The sequence below is a fragment of the Oceanicoccus sp. KOV_DT_Chl genome (assembly GCF_900120175.1).
GTDB lineage: Bacteria > Pseudomonadota > Gammaproteobacteria > Pseudomonadales > Dasaniaceae > Oceanicoccus.
Genome location: NZ_FQLF01000002.1, coordinates 501,625 through 518,373, shown reverse-complemented (window position 1 = coordinate 518,373; position 16,749 = coordinate 501,625). Strand labels below are relative to the sequence as shown.

Genomic DNA, 16,749 nt, shown 5'->3' with positions numbered 1-16,749 from the left:
TTGATTAATGGGGGGTGGTTAAAGTGTCCCGGCAAATTCAATATTATTACCATCAGGGTCTTGCACAAAAGCGAAGGCAATACCGTCGCCGAATTCGGTAATTTCACTCGTGCTAAGTCCCGCTGCTGCCACTTCGGCAATAATTTCTTTTAAGTTTGAAACGACCAGTGAGCAGTATCGATAACCGGTAGCTGCTTTCATTTCGCCGCCAATGGCAGTTTGCGTTGGAGCAGTGTCATAAGCCACGAGTTTTAAAACACTGCTGCCAAATTGATAGCGGTGCATATAGCCGCCAGCAAACTCTAGTTTGGATTGGTATTCCAGCCCTAGAATATGTTCATAAAAATCACGCATGGCGTCCATGTTTGTCGTTACTACCGCAAATTCGGGGGTATCAATTAATAATTTTATTGGCATGGAGTGCTCCGGATGTTATCTATTTTTAATGGTTTAATAGCCTGCCAAAGTGGCGTAGCGGTCTTTGTGGAAACCACTGTCGCCCAGCAGTTGCATGGCAACACGGGCGCGCTTTAAAAAGAAGCCTATCTCCAGTTCATCAGTTACGCCTATACCACCGTGCATTTGTACCGCTTCGTTAGTGACCAGTTTATACACATCGTTTAACCGTGCTTTCGCCAGACTGGCTACTTGGTTAGCGCCAGGGCGATTTTCATCGATGGCGCTGAGTGCATCCAGTACCACGGATTTGGATAATTCGAGTTCGGTAAACATAATGGCTGCGCGGTGTTTTAACGCTTGAAATGACCCTATTTTTACGCCGAACTGTTCTCGTTCCTTGAGGTAGGCGACGGTGCGATCAAAACATTCCTGCGCACCGCCGAGCATTTCTGCCGCCAGGCACACGCGACCGCGATCCAGTACCGGTTCTAAAATATCAAAGCCTTTGTCGATAGTGCCGATGATTGCGTCAGCAGCCACTGCCACATTATTAAAACGGATATTGGCGGCATTGCGGCTATCAATCATTTTGGTTTGAGTGATTTCCACTCCGGCGCTGTTAGCATCTAACAAAAACAGTGTGATGCCGTTAGCGTCTTCAGTGGTGCCACTGGTGCGAGCGGTGACAATAATTTTGTCGGCAGTGTGACCATCCAATACCAGAACTTTATCCCCGTTGAGGACATAGTTTGCACCATCGGCGGCAGCCGTTAACGCGACATGGCTTGGGTTGTGATGGTTGGTTTCTTCCAGTGCTAGCGTCAACGTTAAAGAGCCAGCAGCTACCGCGGGTAAATGTTGTTGTTTTTGTTGATCATTGCCGCCCAGTATTAATGCGGAGGCCCCGAGCACAACAGTGCTAAATAATGGCGACGCGGTAAGTGTATGACCGCTTTCTTCAATGATGGCGCCTAGCCCCATAAAACCAAAATCCAGACCGTCGTAGGCTTCGGGCAAAATAATACTGGCCCAGCCCAATTCAACCATCTGCGTCCACAGTGATTTGCTATAGCCGATCGGGTCATTGCTGTCGCGCAATTGGCGCAGTGCTTCTACCGGTGCGTTAGCGGTTAAAAATTCTTTGCTGGTGTCTTTAAGTAGACGCTGTTCTTCATTCAGTACTAAAGCCATGTTGTATTCCTCTTTATTCGGCTTACGCGTCGGGTAGGCCAAGCACGCGCTTGGCAATAATATTTAATTGCACTTCAGAGGTGCCGCCGGCGATGGATAAGGCTTTGGAAAAAAGCATATTACGTGTGGCAAGCCGTTCATCGTCGCTGAAGTTTTCATCCCAGCCAATACCGCGAGCCCCTAATAAGGCGACATATAATTCTTCCTTGTTTTTTTGTTCTTCGGTACCGACATATTTCATGATCATCGGTACATTGCTGTCGCTAATACCATTGATGCGTTCTTCAAAGCTACGGAAGTGGGTGAGACCCACTGCCCGAAAACGCATTTCGTGTTCTACCAGTTGCGTGCGCAGCGCGGCGTCTTTTAATTTGCCGTCAGCACCTAAACCTACATAGTCGATCGCCGCTTGTGCGGGACTAAAGCTAACGCTGGGTGCGTCGCCCATTTCGCTCATTAACTTCCGTTCGTGTTTCAACAGCGCTTTGGCTACCGACCAGCCGGTGTTAATTTCAGCGACCAGATTTTTCTTTGGTACTTTAACGTTGTCGAATACGGTTTCACAAAATTCTGATTCACCGCTGATTAAGGCGTAGGGAGACGCGGTGACGCCTTCGGTTTCCATGTCGATTAATAAAAAACTAATACCCTGCTGTTTGATGGCGTCGGGGTCGGTACGCACTAAACAAAAAATCCAGTCACATTTTTCTGCATTGGTAGTCCACAGCTTGGTACCGTTTACCAAAAAGTGGTCGCCCATATCTTCAGCTTTGGTTTTCAGGCTGGCTAGATCTGAACCGGAACCGGGTTCCGAGTAGCCTTGTGCCCAGCGAATATCACCGCGGACAATTTTAGGAATATGTTCTTGTTTTTGTTCTTCCGAGCCATACTCCAATAAAGCTGGCCCCAGCATCCAGATGCCCAAATCAAACAGCGGTTTGCGCGCATTAATCGCTTTCATTTCTTCGGTAAGAATTTTTCCTTGCTCGGGGCTCAAGCCGCCGCCGCCATATTGAGATGGCCATTCCGGACAAGTCCAACCTTTGTCGGCCATGCGCTCTAACCAGTCTTTGGCATCCTGGCTGGGAAAGGTTTTATTGCGTCCCGCCCATACTTGTTCTTTGCTGCTGGCAGGTGAACGCATGGATTGCGGGCAGTTGGCTTCCAACCAGGCACGGGTTTCAATACGAAATGTTTCCAAAGCGTCCACTCGGACCTCCTTCGGTAAAGGTAATTAAATGGGCTGTTTCGCGGGGAATAGTACCTTAACCGCGGTCGCAGAATGGTAATAGATATTAGAGCTTGGGGGCTGAAACTCAATAGCTTGAGGTTGCGATCTGATTAACAATTAGGGTCAGCTAGTGCTGGCCCTGAATGATGGGGGGTGTTAGTGGAGTTGCTGTTGGCTATGGGCTGGTTTCTATCTGGTTGCCAATCAGGGTAGCCACTTGTCTGAAAGCCTGAAGGCAATCACTCCAGTAGCGCACACTGCTCACACGGGTCATGGTGCTAACACCACTACCACGTTGGCCGGTGGTTTTCTCGCCTACACTGTCGAGTAGTATTTGGCCGCTATTATCAAATAGCTGTAGTTTGATGGTCATGCTGCTGCTTTCGTTGACGACAGTAGTCTGGCGCAGGGGTTTATCATTTTTTATCGATGCGGTGAGGTAGAGGTCACTAATGTCTGTTTTTACTAACAGCACATCATCACCGGTTTCAGTGGTGAGCTGCCAGCCAAATTGCTGCTGCCACTGTTTGCTTACTGCTTTGACAAATTGCTCGTTAAATATTTTGCGCTCAGCTTCATCAAATTGAAAGTCCTGTTCGCGGTAGAAAGATAAATCTGCCGCGGAGCGTTTTTTGTAACTAATGCTTAGTGGCTCGATGTTGATGCGTCGATAGCGATTGAAATCAATGTTGGCACGGATCAGTAGCTGATCGAAACTGCTGTTAGTAACCGGCGTTAATCCCTGCGCGGTAGGTGAGCCAAATTCAGGATTAGGTGAGTTACAGGCAGAGAATGTCATGCACAGTAAGAGGCCTGTGATGAATGCGATTGATTTCATAATATGACTCCTGTTTTTTGCGCTGTATCGGTCTAATAGGTTGTACCGTTTGGCTAGTGTAGGGTTTGAATGTTGACCTGTATAGCGCTAGCGTTCAAGCTCTGCTCAATGCGAATAAAAATTGGGAGTAAACCATGCAACGTTTTAGCAATAAAGTCGCTTTAATTACCGGGGCCGCATCGGGCATAGGTCGTGCTGCCGCTGAACGCTTGGCCAGCGAAGGTGCCAGCGTATTGTGTACAGATTTAAATGCAGAAGCACTAACAGAAACGGTGGCAGCGATAACTGCCGCGGGAGGTAGTGCTGCTGCCCATGCTTTTGATATCAGTAATGAAGAGCAGGTTAATAACTGTGTGCAAGCGGCTATTGATATCTATGGCAAGTTGGATGTGATAGTGAATATGGCCGGTATATTAGGTTTTCATTCCACTCACCAATTGGATCTGGCGACCTGGCAAAAAATTATTGATGTAAATTTAACCGGTACGTTTTTACTGTGCAAAGCGGCCTTGCCACATCTGTTAGAAACCAAGGGCAATATTGTGAATGCGGCGTCTACTGCTTCGCTGGCAGGTTTGCCTTCTGGTGCCGCTTATTCAGCAACTAAGGGTGGCGTGCTGGCGATGACCCGTTCTATTGCGGTGGAATATGCCAAGCGTGGAGTCCGCGCTAACTGCATCTGTCCTGGTGATATTAAAACCAATATGACAGCAAATATCAGTATGCCGGATGATTATGATTACGACTTGCTGGGGCGGATTAGTTCGATTACCGGGCCCAAAGGGCCTGAAGTAGTGGCCGGGGTCATTGCGATGTTGGCATCGGAAGATGGCGCCCATATTACCGGCGAAGATATTCGTATGGATGGTGGGACCTTGTCCTGATAACGTTTGCCAGATTTTAAACGGGTGTTTTTGTAGTGTGGGTAGTGTATTAGTGTTGTAAAAGTAATTCTCTACCCGCCATTGCCATCACCAGCTGTTCTAATAAATCCCAGCTGTTGTCTTTACTCAAGCCTTTGATCGACCGGTCAATAGTGTTAGCGGTTTTAATCATGCGGGTTAGCTGTTTGACATTGAGCCGGCGCAGCGCGTTGCTGACCAATGGTTTACGTTTATCCCACACGCGTTGGCTTTGTAGCACACGGTCAATGCCATTACCTTGTTCGATTTGGGTGGCGCAATGATACAGCGTGCGTAGTTCTCTGGTTAATGCCCATAGCAGTACGGGGGTTCGGTGCCTTCAGCTTTTAACCCCTGCAAATTTTTCAAACAGCTACTGACATTACCTTCCAGCGCGCGATCGACTAAACCAAACACGTCATAGCGAGCATTATCCGCTACCGCCGCAGTAATCGTGTCGGCATCGATGGTATCGCCATCGGTGTAGAGCCTTAGTTTTTCTATTTCCTGAGCGGCGGCCAATAAATTACCTTCCACTCTCTCGGCCAGCATTTGGATGGCTTCGCTGCTGGCGTTCAAGCCCAACCTGCTCAAACGGTTGTTGATCCAGCGGGGTAATTGCGCCATTTCAATCGGCCAGCACTGCACTGAGGCACCGGCGGCCTCGATGTTTTTATACCACTTGGTACGGGTGCTAGCGCTTTCCAATTTATTGCAAATAATCAGCAGGACATTATCGGGCGAGGCATTTGCGGCGTACTCGGTAAGAGCCTTGCCTCCGGCATCCCCGGGCTTGCCGGTTGGCATGCGCAGTTCAATTAATTGCCGTTCGGCGAACAACGACATGGCTGCCGCGGAGGCTAATAGTTCGTTCCAGTCGAAGCCGGTTTCTACATGTAAAACTTCACGACTAAAACCCTGTCGGCGGCAGCTTAGGCGAATGTCATCACAGCATTCTTGTACTAGCAAGGTTTCATCGCCGCTGACGATATAGATGGGTAGCAGGGTTTTTGAGAGGTTTTGTTTAAGTTGATCCGGGCGGAGTCGCATTTTTTATTGCACCAATGAGGTGGTTGCAGCGGTGGGTTCAGCCATTGGAGGTTCAGTCGTATAATCAAATGAGCGTAATTGCCGGGCAATCTTTGCCCCCAGGTTTTTTAACATTTCACGCCGTAATATCGCTTCTTCCTGATAAGTGCTGACCACTTTGTTAGGGTCATTGGGCATAATACGTCGTTCAATGATAGTGCTAGGTCCAAGTACGCGCTGGCCTTTAGCGTTTAGTAATTCAAAGACGACTGTTTGTTCCAGCTGGTATTCGATAGCTCTGGCTCGCTCGCCAACCGCAGTGATGCGCTTGTCGCTAGCTGCTTTACTTATCGCTAGTTGGTAGTTTGCTTCTTCGGGGGCAGTGGTGATTGTTATACCGTTGGCCATGAGTTCATTGCGCAGCTCAATGGCAAGAGAGCCAGAATTCTGGAGGCCGGTGATGATGATGGGTTCAACCCCTGCAGGTAAATTTATATTGCCGCGTAAATGAAAGCCACAGGCACTGACCAGCAGGCTACTAATAAGGACAAATGCTTTCAGATAATGCGGCATGCTATTTCCAGTTCAGAGCGTGAATTAATAACTATTTAACGGCAATGGTAACTAGTTTGCCCACAATATATTTTTTCATTTTTATTTCTTTGCCGTCGGTAAATTTTTGCACGTTACTGTCGGCAAAGGCTAGTTCAAAAACAGTGGCTTCATCGGCATCGGCGGCTACTTCAATTTTGCCACGAACCTTGCCATTAATCTGCACTACCAGCTCAATACTATTTCGAACCAGTGCCGCCTCGTCGACGGTAGGCCAGTGTGTATCAATAACCGCGCCAGTATTACCCAGTGCGCGCCAGAGTTCATGGCAGAAATGTGGCGTGATAGGTGCAAGCATGATGATTATGGCCTGTAATGCTTCTCGTTCTACTGCTAGTCCCTGACCGCTATTGTCCTGCAACTTGGCAATATCGTTAGTTAGCTCCATAATGGCGGCGATGGCAGTGTTAAAGGTTAAGCGGCGGCTGTAATCATCGGTAATTTTAGCGATGGTTTCATGGGTTTTGCGGCGTAAATCCTGTTGTTCACGGCTGAGGTTGCTGCTATCCAATGCAGGAATATCAGTCTGCTGCAGGTGATTGAATACGCGGTTCCACAAACGATTAAGGAAGCGGTGAGCGCCGCCTACCGCAGAGTCTGACCATTCCAGCGATTGTTCCGGTGGCGCGGCAAACATGATAAATAAACGCACGGTGTCGGCACCGTACTGTTCGATGAGTTGTTGCGGATCGACAGTATTGCCCTTGGACTTGGACATTTTGCTGCCATCTTTTAATACCATGCCCTGACACAATAGACGGTCAAAGGGTTCGTCACAGTTGATCAGACCTTCATCACGCATCAGCTTGTGAAAGAAGCGGGCGTATAACAGGTGCAGTATGGCGTGCTCGATACCACCGACATATTGATCGACCGGCAACCAGTAATTAGCGGCATCGGGGTCTAGCATACCGTCTTTGTAATCGGCGCTGGTGAAGCGGGCGTAATACCAGGAAGATTCCATAAAGGTATCGAAGGTATCGGTTTCACGTTCTACCTCTTGCCCATTGAATTCATCTTTGCGCCATTCAGGATCACTTTTGATCGGTGAACTGACGCCGTCCATTACCACGTCTTCAGGCAATAAAATGGGTAGGCGATCAGCTGGGACTGCGATTTCACCGCCGTCAGGCAAATTAAAAATCGGAATCGGTGCGCCCCAGTAACGTTGGCGGGAAACACCCCAATCACGAAGGCGATAATTAATCGTGCGGCGACCATGGTCAATACTTTCTAACTTATCGGCTATGGCGTTAAAGGCGCCATTAAAATCCAGACCATCAAATTCTGCAGAGTTGATGGTGAGGGTATGGTCTTTGCGGGCATACCAGTCTTGCCAAGTGCCAGTATCAAAAGCGGTGTCGTTGTCGTTATTGCTGGCAATGACTTGCTTGATAGGTAATTGATATTTATTAGCGAAAGCAAAATCGCGCTCGTCGTGGGCGGGAACAGCCATCACCGCACCGGAGCCATAATCCATTAGCACGTAGTTAGCGATCCACACGGGAACTGGTTCGCCGGTTAGTGGGTGCAGGGCATTAATGCCGGTGGCAATCCCCTTTTTTTCCATCGTGGCCATATCAGCTTCAGCGACAGAACTGGTTTTACATTCATGAATAAAAGCTTGTAGCTCGGGGTTGCTCCCGGCTAACGCCAGACTAATTGGATGCTCGGCAGCGAGGCTGACATAAGTGGCACCCATCAGCGTATCGGGGCGGGTGGTATAGACTTCGATATTGCTGATGTCAGCAATGCTGGTTTCCAGATCAAAGCGCATTTCTACGCCTTCGCTGCGACCAATCCAATTGCGTTGCATGGTTTTGACTTGTTCGGGCCAGCCGTCCAGTTGATCAAGATCCGCTAATAATTGGTCGGCGTATTCGGTGATTTTAATAAACCACTGCGGAATTTCTTTGCGTTCAACAGGGGTGTCACAGCGCCAGCAGCAGCCGTCGATAACTTGCTCGTTGGCTAATACGGTTTCATCTTGAGGGCACCAGTTAACAGCCGAGGTTTTTTTATACACCAAACCTTTTTCGTATAAACGAGTGAAAAACCATTGCTCCCAACGGTAGTAATCGGGTTTGCAAGTGGCGAATTCTTTTGACCAGTCATAGGCAAAGCCCAATTGCTTTAATTGGTCGCGCATATAATCGATATTGCTATCAGTCCACGGTGCCGGTGCTGTGTTGTTTTTTACTGCGGCATTTTCCGCTGGCAGGCCGAATGCATCCCAGCCCATGGGCTGCAGTACATTTTTGCCCTGCATGCGTTGATAGCGGGAGATAACATCGGCAATGGTGTAATTGCGCACATGGCCCATGTGCAGTTTGCCGCTGGGGTAGGGAAACATAGCCAGGCAATAATATTTATCTTTGTTGGTATCAACGTTGGCGACAAAACTGTTGTTGTCGGCCCAAAATTGCTGTGCCTGTTGTTCGATGGTCTTGGGGTTGTATTGCTCTTGCATTGTGGGCCTTACTGAATTTATTGCGGCGAAAAAATTAGTCGCGCATTTTAGCAGCAAAAAGCCCTGAACTATAGCTATAAACCGCCAGACAACTTATCCAGCAGATTAATAGGATGGGCCAGCTGCCAGCGAGTGCGAATGGGGTCATGCCCTGATAGGCGTAGGCCTGCCCGCGAATGATTTCGCGCTGGAATTGTTTGCCCTGCACAGTGATCTGTCCGCGTTGATCGATAATTGCACTAATACCGGTACCCGTTGCGCGGAGTAAATAACGACCGGCTTCCAGCGCGCGCATTTGTGCCATTTGAAGATGTTGTAATGGGCCGATGGAGGCACCAAACCACGCGTCGTTGCTGATGGTAATCAGCATATCTGCCTCGGGCAGCCATTGTGAAACCAGATCCGGATAGACGATTTCGTAGCAAATGAATGGAGCCAGTGAAATCTTGCCGGCTTTGATAGCGGGTTGATTTGCGGGGCCGGCACTGAAGGCAGACATCGGTAAATCAAAAAATTGAATCAAGCCGCGCAATAAGTTTTCCAGAGGCACATATTCTCCGAAAGGCACCAGCCGCTGTTTGTGGTAAGTGCCACTACCGGCCCCAACTGCCATAATGCTGTTGTGATAACGGCGGGCTTGCTGGTCAGTGGCAGGGTACAAATAGGGTATGCCGGTAATCAGGGTGGCATTATATTGGTTGGCTTGTTGAGCCATGTCATCGACAAACCCTTTTGCCTGTTGATAGTAGGCAGGGATGGCTGCTTCTGGCCAGATCACGATATCGGCAGTTGGCCAGAGCGGGGCGCTACTGTTTTTATACATGGCTAAAGTGGGCAGGTACTGATCTCTGTTCCATTTTATTTCTTGCGGGATATTGGCTTGCACCATGGCGACAGAGACAGCTTGATCAGAAACTGGCCTGGTCCAGTTAATCATGTTTAGCCCGGCACCTAGTAACCACAGAGTAACTACACCTAAAGCGGCCACCAGCGATGATTTTACTTCGTTGTTTCGCTGCTGCAGGATTTGCGCAAGCACCGCGCCGGTTAAGGCGACAATAAAGCTCAGGGTGTAAATTCCTGCTACCGGCGCCCATCCGGCCAGAGGGGTGTCGATATGTGCGTAACCAAGATAGAGCCAGGGAAAACCGGTTAAAAACCAGCTGCGCCACCATTCACCCAGTACCACAATCGCGGCAAATCCCACTGTACGGCCCAGTGGCTTGTGTCGCAGGAAGCGCGCATAAGCATAGCCGGTGCCGGCGCTAAACAGCGCTAACCCGGCACTAAACAGTAAGGTCAGAAAACTGGCTAATGGGGCGGGGGCATAGCCGTAGACATGAATACTGACGTAGACCCAGGAAGTGCCTGAACCGAATAAGCCCAGACCATAAAACCAACTGCGCTTGGCAGCCGCGCCGGGGTGAGGTCGTTTAGCAGCCAAACCAGGAGCCCGCAGCTGATAATACCCAGTGGCCACAGCGTAAAGGGAGCCAGCGATAGCGTTACCAAACCGCCAGCAACGAGCGCTAGCAAGTGGCCAGTCCAACCACGTTGTAAAGCCTTCAAGGCCATCGTCCCCTAACGTTTTATTATTGCGGGTGCCCGCTTAATCATCACCGGGATCATCAATCTCGCACATGCGTAATAGATGCACTTGCCGGTTGTCGGCATTCAGAACCCGGAATTGATAGCCATTGATTAGCGCTATTTCATTACGTCGGGGCAAGTGACCAAATTGTTGCAGAATAATACCGCCTATAGTGTCGAACTCTTCATCATTCAATTCAGAGCCGAAGTATTGGTTAAACTCATAAATCGGCGTCAGTGCTTTGATGATGTAATCATTTTCCGCTAATTTTTTAATATAGCTGTCGGGGCTGATATCGTGCTCGTCCTCAATTTCACCCACAATTTCTTCCAGCACATCTTCGATGGTGACCAGGCCGGCAACGCCACCGTACTCATCGATAACAATGGCCATATGGTTGCGGTTTTCGCGAAACTCACGCAGCAACACATTTAAACGTTTGCTTTCTGGTACTACCGTGGCCGGTCGTAAGATCGATTTAATATCAAAGGACTCACCGTCGGTATTTAGTAGCAGCGGGAGCAAATCTTTGACGAGCAAAATCCCCAGCATTTCATCGGAGTTTTCACCAATGACTGGATAGCGCGAGTGCGCTGTGCGAATAACTGTGGGTAGGAATTCACTTAGCGGTTGCTCGGCTTTTATGACGGTCATCTGGGTGCGCGGTACCATGACTTCGCGCACCTGCATTTCTGAGACATGCATGGCGCCATCGATAATTTGCAAGGCGTCATGGTCAATCACTTCATTGTGTTGCGCGACTTTGAGTACATCCATTACATCGCTGCGTGATTTTGGCTCAGTAGAAAAAATGTGAGCTATTTTTTCGAGCCAGGATTTTTCTTCTGGCTCGGTAGTTCGGTCATCTGTCATGGCTTTGGGTTCAACCCTCCTAAAGGTTTGTTGCTGTGTTGTTTATATAAGCTGTGTCGAGATAGGGGTTGGCAATATTAAGGCTGGCAAGCAGTTCAATTTCTAATGCCTCCATTATTACTGCATCGTGCTCTTCGACATGGTCATATCCTAAAAGGTGTAGGGTGCCGTGAATGACCATATGGGCCCAGTGATGTTCACTGACTTTATTTTGTTCGTGTGCTTCCTGCGCCACTATAGAGCTGCATATTACCAGGTCGCCGAGTAATGGCAGTTCAATAAACTCTGGTAGATCGGCTGGGAACGATAAGACATTAGTGGATTTATCTTTTCCGCGGTAGGTGTTGTTGAGTTGGCTTATTTCAGTTTCATTGACGAGTCGGATAGTGAGTTCGGCTTCAGTCTTATGTTTGGCAATAGCCAGCTCTACCCACTGCTGTAATTTAGCCGGGGAGGGTGGTCGTCGTCTTCCGCTGCGATTTGCAGATCCAGTTGCACGGTCATTTGGGGTTTTGCTCCCCACTGGATTTACTGTCGATAGGTTTGGCGGTGTTCTCAATTTTTTCGTAAGCATCAACTATTCGCTGTACCAGCGGATGTCTCACCACATCTTTGGATAAAAAATAAGTGAAACTGATGCCTTCGACATTTTCTAATACTTTAATAGCGTGAGTGAGACCCGACTGGGTACCTTTGGGGAGATCAATTTGCGTGGCATCGCCGGTAATGACTGCTGTTGAACCAAAGCCGATTCGAGTTAGGAACATTTTCATTTGTTCTTTGGTCGTATTTTGGCTTTCGTCGAGAATTATATAAGAGTCATTTAAGGTGCGGCCACGCATATAAGCCAATGGCGCAATCTCAATCACATTGCGTTCGATCATTTTGGTGACTGTCTCAACGCCTAACATTTCATATAAGGCGTCGTACAGGGGCGTAAATACGGATCAATTTTTTGCGCCAAATCACCGGGTAAAAACCCCAGTTTTTCACCGGCCTCTACTGCGGGTCGTACCAGTAAAATACGCTGTACTTGCTCATTGATTAGCGCCTGAACGGCACAGGCCACGGCTAAATAGGTTTTACCGGTACCTGCAGGACCAACACCAAAATTAATATCGTTGTTTAACACCGAGCGGACATAGCCTTGCTGATTTTTGCCGCGCGGTTTTATAGTCACTTTTTTAGTATGGATCAGAGTGATAGCTTCTACGCTGGTGCTGTTTGACTCTTGCAGGTTTTCGATACCGGCCTGCTGCAAGTTCAGGTGGATAGTTTCGGCGCTCAGGCTAATGCCATCCAAAGCGTCCTGGTACAGGTTGCTTAATAAACGGCAGCCAGAGGCGACTGCGCTGTTTTCACCTTCTACGGTAAACAGATTGCCACGGTTGCTGACCTTGATAGCCAGACGTTGCTCGATCTGACGAAGGTGCTCGTCAAATTGGCCGCAGAGGCTGGCAAGGGCTTGGGAGTCGTTAGGTTCCAGAGTCAGAACCTGTTGCGATGGGGTTGCTATGTTCAAATTGTTGTTTCTAGGCCGTCTTTTGGCTGTTAGTTTGCGCTTAGGATATTGAGTAAACGGGGGTTGAGTCAATCTCTAATTGAGTCAATCCTGTAGCTTACTGCTGTTAGCTTCCAGCATATTGCCTAAAAGACTATCAGCTGCTGTTTAGTGGCACGATTCTTAATTAATCAGTACCCCACGTAAAGAGTTGGGTAGTGCCTCGCTGATGGTAACGGTAGCAAAACCTCCGATAAGTGATTGATCTGTAGCAGAAAAATTCACTACTCGGTTGTTTTCGGTGCGTCCTTGTAGCTGGCCTGGATCTTTGCGGGAAACACCGGTGACTAAAATTCGCTCCTGATTACCAACCATTTGGCGACTGATTTGTTGGGCGTGCTGCAGAATACGCTGTTGCAGTAGCTGTAGACGTTCTTTCTTGGTCGCTTCGGGTGTGTCATCGGCGAGCTCTGCCGCGGGGGTGCCAGGGCGGGCGCTGTAGATAAAGCTGAATGAGGTATCAAACCCAATCTCGGCGATGAGTTGCATGGTGTCCTCAAAGTCCTGCTCAGTTTCACCGGGAAAACCGATAATAAAGTCTGAAGAGAAGCTGATATTGGGACGAATAGCCTGCAGGCGCTTCATCTTGGCAATATATTCGTCACGGTTATGGCCACGCTTCATAGCCGCCAGAATACGATCGGAGCCGCTTTGCACGGGTAAATGCAAGTGGCTGACTAGCTCGGGAATATCTTTATAGGCTTCAATTAAGGCATCACTGAATTCCACCGGGTGTGAAGTGGTGTAGCGAATGCGGTCTATGCCGGGGATGGCGGCGACAAAATAAAGCAGTTCAGCGAAGTCGACAATTTCGCTTTCATGATTTTCACCGCGGTAGGCGTTGACGTTCTGGCCTAGCAGGTTTACTTCCCTAACCCCTTTATCTGCCAAGCTGACGATTTCAGCAATGACATCATCAAAAGGGCGGCTGACTTCTTCGCCGCGGGTATAGGGGACGACGCAGAAGGTACAGTATTTGGAGCAGCCTTCCATAATGGAGACAAAAGCGCTGGGGCCGTCGACGGATGGTTCCGGTAGCGCGTCGAATTTTTCAATTTCAGGGAAAGTTACATCCACCAGTACTGGGCCATTGGGTTTGCTGGCATCAATCATTTCAGGTACGCGGTGCAGTGTTTGCGGGCCGAAAATAACGTCGACGAAGGGGGCGCGTTTACCGATGGCTTCACCTTCCTGGCTGGCCACACAGCCTCCCACACCGATGATAACATCGGGGTTTTGCTCTTTGAGGTGCTTCCAGCGGCCCAGTTGGTGGAACACTTTTTCCTGAGCTTTTTCTCGGATAGAGCAGGTGTTTAACAGCAAAATGTCTGCTTGTTCCGGATCATCAGTGGTTTCTACACCGTGGCTGACCCCCAGCAAGTCCTGTAGTCGGTCCGAGTCATACTCATTCATCTGACAGCCATGGGTTTTGATATACAGCTTTTTCATCGGTTGTTGGCCGTTGCCTGTATTAATGACGACTGGTTTAGCCGTAGTTTTGTCAGTTGCTATGACGTTGCTCATGTACTGCTTACCGCACTTGAAATTAGGGCGGGAGATTATACAGAATGGCGTATTTATTGACCACAGTATGATAATATTGCAGCGAATTAGTTATCGCTGTGAATTGCTCAATTATCGGGGCCTTATTAGACAGTAAACGCTAGCAGTAAACCCTCTAAGGTAGTAGAAACATCTATGTCAGAAAGTGAACCCATCTATAAAGTTATTTTTCTCAACCAGAATAAGGTCTATGAGCTTTATGCCAAGGCTATCTATCAGAGTGAAATGTACGGTTTTATTGAAGTTGAAGATTTTGTCTTTGGTGAGCGCAGCCAGATGATTGTTGATCCGGCTGAAGAAAAGCTGAAAACAGAGTTTTCAGGCGTATCACGTTCATATCTGCCCATGCATTCGGTTATTCGTATTGATGAGGTTGAAAAGGAAGGCACCGGCAAAATAGTTGATGCGGTCGGTGGTGCTGGTAGCAACGTCACGGCATTTCCTCTGCCTTCAGGCGCCAGACCTATCAGTGGTGATATCGATTAATGATCGCTTAGCTGCCACTAGCTCAAAACGAAAAACGCCAGCTTGATGCTGGCGTTTTTTTATGGGGTAAAAACATCATTAAGCACGACGCCTGATGGGCTATGCCGCGAGCGCCTGATTGATCGAGGCTAGTTTTACGCACAATACAAACACGGCCATTGCTTTTTCGATTTCAGCTACTGTGGGGTAAGTTGGTGCCAAGCGAATATTACTGTCCTGTGGGTCATTGCCGTAAGGGAATGTGGCTCCCGCCGGCGTCAGTTTGACGCCCGCACCGGCAGCCATTTTGACAATTTCTCGCGCTAGTCCAGGGCGGGAATCGAAGGATACAAAATATCCGCCTTCCGGTTCAGTCCAGCTACCCATGCCACTATCACCCAGTTCAGTACGTAGCGAGGTCAGCACTGCGTTAAAGCGGGGTTGCATAATGGCGGCATGCTTGGCCATATGCTGATTCAACGTGCCCATGTCTTTTAGAAATTTTACATGACGTAACTGGTTTACTTTGTCTGGGCCAATGGTGTTAAAACTCAGGTGTTTTTTTAGTACATTCAGGTTGGCGGGAGAGCTAGCCATAAAAGCAACGCCGGCACCGGCGAAGGTGATTTTAGAAGTAGAGCCAAATAGGTAAACGCTGTCTTCAGTGCCCGCTGCGCGGCAATAATCCATTAAATTAGGGAGTGCCGTCGCATTCTCTTGCAGGGTGTGGACGGCGTAAGCGTTATCCCAAAATACGCGGAAGTTGGCGCCGGCAATAGTGCCGAGTTTGGCGATGCGTTGAACGACTTGCTCGGAATAAACGGTACCGGTCGGATTAGAGAAGCGGGGTACACACCAGATCCCTTTAATACTGCTATCAGCTTTAACCAGCTGTTCGACTTGATCCATATCAGGGCCATCGGCATTCATGGTTACCGGAATTAACTCAATACCCAAGTGCTCGCAAAGGGCAAAGTGACGGTCGTAGCCAGGTACCGGGGCGAGAAATTTGATACTGGCGCCAGCGCTTTCTTTTATCCAGGCGCTATCGGCATCGGCAACACCGTGCTGTAGGGCGGTCTGCACTGCAAAGTACATTAGGGTCAGACTGCCGTTGCCACCGATCATCACTTCTTCCGGTTTTACATCAATTATTTGTGCAAATAGTTGTTTGGCTTCAGGAATGCCATCCAGTCCGCCGTAGTTGCGTAAGTCAGTGCCGCTGTCGTCGGTATAGGTACCGTTTAAAATACCATCCAGCGCATTGGATAAATCCAGCTGTTCGGCACTGGGTTTACCGCGGGTCAGGTCGAGGTTGAGACCGGCCTGCTGTAAACTTTTGTATTGTTCGTTTAGGGCTGTTTGCCACTCGCGTAGTTGTTCCGGAGTTGCCTGATCAAGACGCAACATTTGATCCTCTTTTAAGTCATCAAGGTGGCCTGCAGAATTGCAGGAAAATAATAGTTTGTGGTTGCAGGGCTGTTAAAACAACGAGAATTGAAATCGGGGCTGACCTTGCGCGGGAATTATACCTGCATTTTGGCTATGGGTTAATCATTTTGCCCAGTGGATTGGGTCAAAATAAAGATTAATTTTACTTATTTACTCCGCAGTGGGCTTTTGGGTATTACTTGCTGTAATGCGCAATGAGTTCTTCTATCTGTTTGAGGGCGGTATCCGAAGCGTCGATGATCTGAAAGCCGGCCCAGTAACGATGGAAATTTTCAACTTTACGACACCAGAGACAATCAGCACCTACATCTACAGACATGCTACCCTCAATTTCTACGGGTAGTTTCAGAGCTAGCTGGTAGATGGAATGCGTATCTATTTCCTGATCGGTAATAATCATAATGCCTTCAACGGTAGCGTTGACGAGCTCGCCAAAATTGCCACCATTAATAACATCAATAATAGGGATAGTTTTATTGAGCTCTACCCGTAGATGTTTGCGTTCTACCTGATCTGTCATGTTTATGCCTTTTGTTTTTATTACTTCGTACTTTTACGAAGCAAGTGTAGAC

Annotated in this window: 16 protein-coding genes and 1 pseudogene; 2 read left to right on the top strand and 15 right to left on the bottom strand. The window is 48.5% G+C overall.

From position 1 onward, the window contains the following. Positions 1 to 18 precede the first annotated feature (18 nt). The 4 genes from UNITIG_RS06050 to UNITIG_RS06035 form a co-directional block, all read right to left on the bottom strand. Positions 19 to 417 (bottom strand): VOC family protein, encoded by a 399-nt coding sequence (locus UNITIG_RS06050; RefSeq protein WP_101757576.1) that lies wholly within the window; start codon positions 415 to 417, stop codon positions 19 to 21. A 33-nt stretch (positions 418 to 450) separates the two neighbouring features. Beyond that, the gene (locus UNITIG_RS06045; RefSeq protein ID WP_101757575.1) at positions 451 to 1,590 is read right to left on the bottom strand and encodes an acyl-CoA dehydrogenase family protein; all 1,140 of its coding nucleotides are present in this window, start codon (positions 1,588 to 1,590) and stop codon (positions 451 to 453) included. A 22-nt stretch (positions 1,591 to 1,612) separates the two neighbouring features. Next, positions 1,613 to 2,800, bottom strand: a complete 1,188-nt coding sequence (locus tag UNITIG_RS06040) for an acyl-CoA dehydrogenase family protein (RefSeq protein WP_101757574.1) — start codon at positions 2,798 to 2,800, stop codon at positions 1,613 to 1,615. A 196-nt stretch (positions 2,801 to 2,996) separates the two neighbouring features. Next, a complete protein-coding gene (locus UNITIG_RS06035) occupies positions 2,997 to 3,659 on the bottom strand; it encodes a DUF3313 family protein (RefSeq protein ID WP_101757573.1) in 663 nt (220 codons plus the stop codon). A 134-nt stretch (positions 3,660 to 3,793) separates the two neighbouring features. On the opposite strand from UNITIG_RS06035, the gene UNITIG_RS06030 reads away from it, so the two are divergent. Next, on the top strand, positions 3,794 to 4,543 hold the full coding sequence (locus UNITIG_RS06030; protein WP_101757572.1) for an SDR family NAD(P)-dependent oxidoreductase: 750 nt from the start codon (positions 3,794 to 3,796) through the stop codon (positions 4,541 to 4,543). A gap of 49 nt (positions 4,544 to 4,592) precedes the next feature. Here the strand turns inward: UNITIG_RS06030 and UNITIG_RS25485 are convergent, their stop codons facing one another. From UNITIG_RS25485 to miaB, 9 genes and pseudogenes are all read right to left on the bottom strand, one after another. Beyond that, a complete protein-coding gene (locus UNITIG_RS25485) occupies positions 4,593 to 4,829 on the bottom strand; it encodes a hypothetical protein (RefSeq protein WP_369809181.1) in 237 nt (78 codons plus the stop codon). Positions 4,830 to 4,867: 38 nt separating this feature from the next. After that, the gene (gene holA / locus UNITIG_RS06025; RefSeq protein ID WP_369809150.1) at positions 4,868 to 5,611 is read right to left on the bottom strand and encodes a DNA polymerase III subunit delta; all 744 of its coding nucleotides are present in this window, start codon (positions 5,609 to 5,611) and stop codon (positions 4,868 to 4,870) included. 3 nt (positions 5,612 to 5,614) lie between these two features. Then, entirely contained in the window at positions 5,615 to 6,163 is a 549-nt protein-coding gene (gene lptE, locus UNITIG_RS06020) for an LPS assembly lipoprotein LptE (protein ID WP_101757571.1), read from the bottom strand. 31 nt (positions 6,164 to 6,194) lie between these two features. Then, positions 6,195 to 8,672, bottom strand: coding sequence for a leucine--tRNA ligase (gene leuS / locus UNITIG_RS06015; protein ID WP_101757570.1), 2,478 nt, complete (start codon positions 8,670 to 8,672; stop codon positions 6,195 to 6,197). 34 nt (positions 8,673 to 8,706) lie between these two features. After that, positions 8,707 to 10,116, bottom strand: a complete 1,410-nt coding sequence (gene lnt, locus UNITIG_RS06010) for an apolipoprotein N-acyltransferase (protein ID WP_235015289.1) — start codon at positions 10,114 to 10,116, stop codon at positions 8,707 to 8,709. Positions 10,117 to 10,281: 165 nt separating this feature from the next. Further along, positions 10,282 to 11,136 carry an HlyC/CorC family transporter gene (locus UNITIG_RS06005; RefSeq protein ID WP_101757569.1) on the bottom strand — a complete coding sequence of 285 codons (855 nt, stop codon included), beginning with the start codon at positions 11,134 to 11,136 and terminating at the stop codon, positions 10,282 to 10,284. A 19-nt stretch (positions 11,137 to 11,155) separates the two neighbouring features. Continuing rightward, a complete protein-coding gene (gene ybeY / locus UNITIG_RS06000) occupies positions 11,156 to 11,659 on the bottom strand; it encodes an rRNA maturation RNase YbeY (protein ID WP_255399448.1) in 504 nt (167 codons plus the stop codon). Further along, a pseudogene (locus UNITIG_RS05995) lies at positions 11,637 to 12,658 on the bottom strand (PhoH family protein). Before UNITIG_RS05995 ends, ybeY begins: the two are co-directional and overlap by 23 nt. A gap of 162 nt (positions 12,659 to 12,820) precedes the next feature. Continuing rightward, positions 12,821 to 14,146: a tRNA (N6-isopentenyl adenosine(37)-C2)-methylthiotransferase MiaB gene (gene miaB / locus UNITIG_RS05990; RefSeq protein WP_369809180.1), complete on the bottom strand. Its 1,326-nt coding sequence runs from the start codon at positions 14,144 to 14,146 to the stop codon at positions 12,821 to 12,823. Between the two features lie 249 nt (positions 14,147 to 14,395). On the opposite strand from miaB, the gene UNITIG_RS05985 reads away from it, so the two are divergent. After that, the gene (locus UNITIG_RS05985; RefSeq protein WP_101757566.1) at positions 14,396 to 14,746 is read left to right on the top strand and encodes a DUF1820 family protein; all 351 of its coding nucleotides are present in this window, start codon (positions 14,396 to 14,398) and stop codon (positions 14,744 to 14,746) included. 99 nt (positions 14,747 to 14,845) lie between these two features. Here UNITIG_RS05985 and UNITIG_RS05980 read toward each other — a convergent pair whose 3' ends face one another. Then, a complete protein-coding gene (locus UNITIG_RS05980; RefSeq protein ID WP_101759204.1) occupies positions 14,846 to 16,132 on the bottom strand; it encodes an aminotransferase class I/II-fold pyridoxal phosphate-dependent enzyme in 1,287 nt (428 codons plus the stop codon). A gap of 220 nt (positions 16,133 to 16,352) precedes the next feature. Next, a complete protein-coding gene (locus UNITIG_RS05975; protein WP_101757565.1) occupies positions 16,353 to 16,697 on the bottom strand; it encodes a PilZ domain-containing protein in 345 nt (114 codons plus the stop codon). Positions 16,698 to 16,749 lie beyond the last annotated feature (52 nt).